This is a genomic window from Methanoregula sp. (genome assembly GCF_002835825.1).
Taxonomy (GTDB): Archaea; Halobacteriota; Methanomicrobia; order Methanomicrobiales; family Methanospirillaceae; genus Methanoregula.
This window is the reverse complement of record NZ_PIZH01000630.1, coordinates 1-1206: the sequence shown is the minus strand read 5'-3', so window position 1 is coordinate 1206 and position 1206 is coordinate 1. Positions and strand designations below refer to the sequence as shown.

Here is a 1206-nt window from a genome sequence, read left to right as displayed (position 1 = left end):
GGATGATATGGAGACGGGTTCATTTAAAGATTTTTTATGCGGCAGGGGGCCCGCCAAAACATATTTCTTAGTGAAATAATTTAAAATGTATAAAATCCAACCCTGATGGTATGTCCAGGATCCAGGCGGACAGGAGGCTGAGGGTATTAAGAAAATGAAAGACATTCCTGCGCTTGACCGCCCGCGGGAGAAGATTGCGCGGAAGGGCGCTGTTGCCCTCACGGACGCCGAACTTGTGGAGGCTATCCTCGGGAGGGGGACGCGACAGCGGGATGTCAGGGAGATCGCCCGCGACATCTGCGGCATGCTGAAAGGACAGGAACCGATCCACTACAAGGATATCTGTGCTATCGATGGGATCGGGCCGACAAAAGCCTCGCAGATCCTTGCCTGCTTTGAGATCGGGAGGCGGTACTATTCGCAGGACCATACCACTGCCCGGGTGTCACGGCCGGACGACGTCCTTCCGCTCGTTGCCCACCTGCGGGGCAAACGGCAGGAGCACTTCTGTTGTATCACGCTCAACGGAGCCGGTGAGGTACTGGGAAACCGCATCATCACGATCGGTCTCTTAAACCACAGCCTTGTCCACCCGCGGGAGGTCTTTGCCGACGCTATCCTGGACCGGGCAGCCTCGATCATCTGCGTCCACAACCACCCCTCGGGATCGCTTGAGCCCAGCTCGCAGGACATCGCTATCACGGCCCAGCTGAAGGAGGCGGGAGCGCTCGTCGGCATCCAGCTTATCGATCATCTCATTGTTACGAGATCGGGGCACCTGAGCATGCGGGAACGCGGGCTCGTGTGATGGCGTAAGCACATAAAAGATCGTGACATCCATTTTTCTATTGCCAAAAGAGATTTTGTTGGTCGAAGAGCGTTGATACGCTCTTCGAAGATTTTCGGTCTTCTCCGGTCATGGGTCAAAGACCCATGGCATTCTCCAGTCAGCGGTTCCCGTCAGGAACCGCTTCCTTTCCCGAGATCAAGGCCTTTCCGGTAGGCGGCCTCCAGCAGTTCTTTGTTCCGGGTGACATCGATGAGGGTGTCCATGTCGTTCATGAGAAGCTCGTCTGCGTACCGTCAGTCGATGATATCACAGAACGCCTTTTCCGTGAGCCGTGCGCCGACACAGGTCTCTGGGTCTTTCATGCCGGAGAGGTAGATTAACATTGCACTTAGGTTTCCCCGTTTCTCCCATGGGAA

General features: G+C 55.6%; 1 protein-coding gene. It reads left to right on the top strand.

Going from position 1 to position 1206, the window contains the following annotated elements; genetic code table 11:
• The first annotated feature begins 154 nt into the window (after positions 1 to 154).
• A complete protein-coding gene (gene radC / locus CW742_RS13970; protein ID WP_292421422.1) occupies positions 155 to 808 on the top strand; it encodes a DNA repair protein RadC in 654 nt (217 codons plus the stop codon).
• Positions 809 to 1206 lie beyond the last annotated feature (398 nt).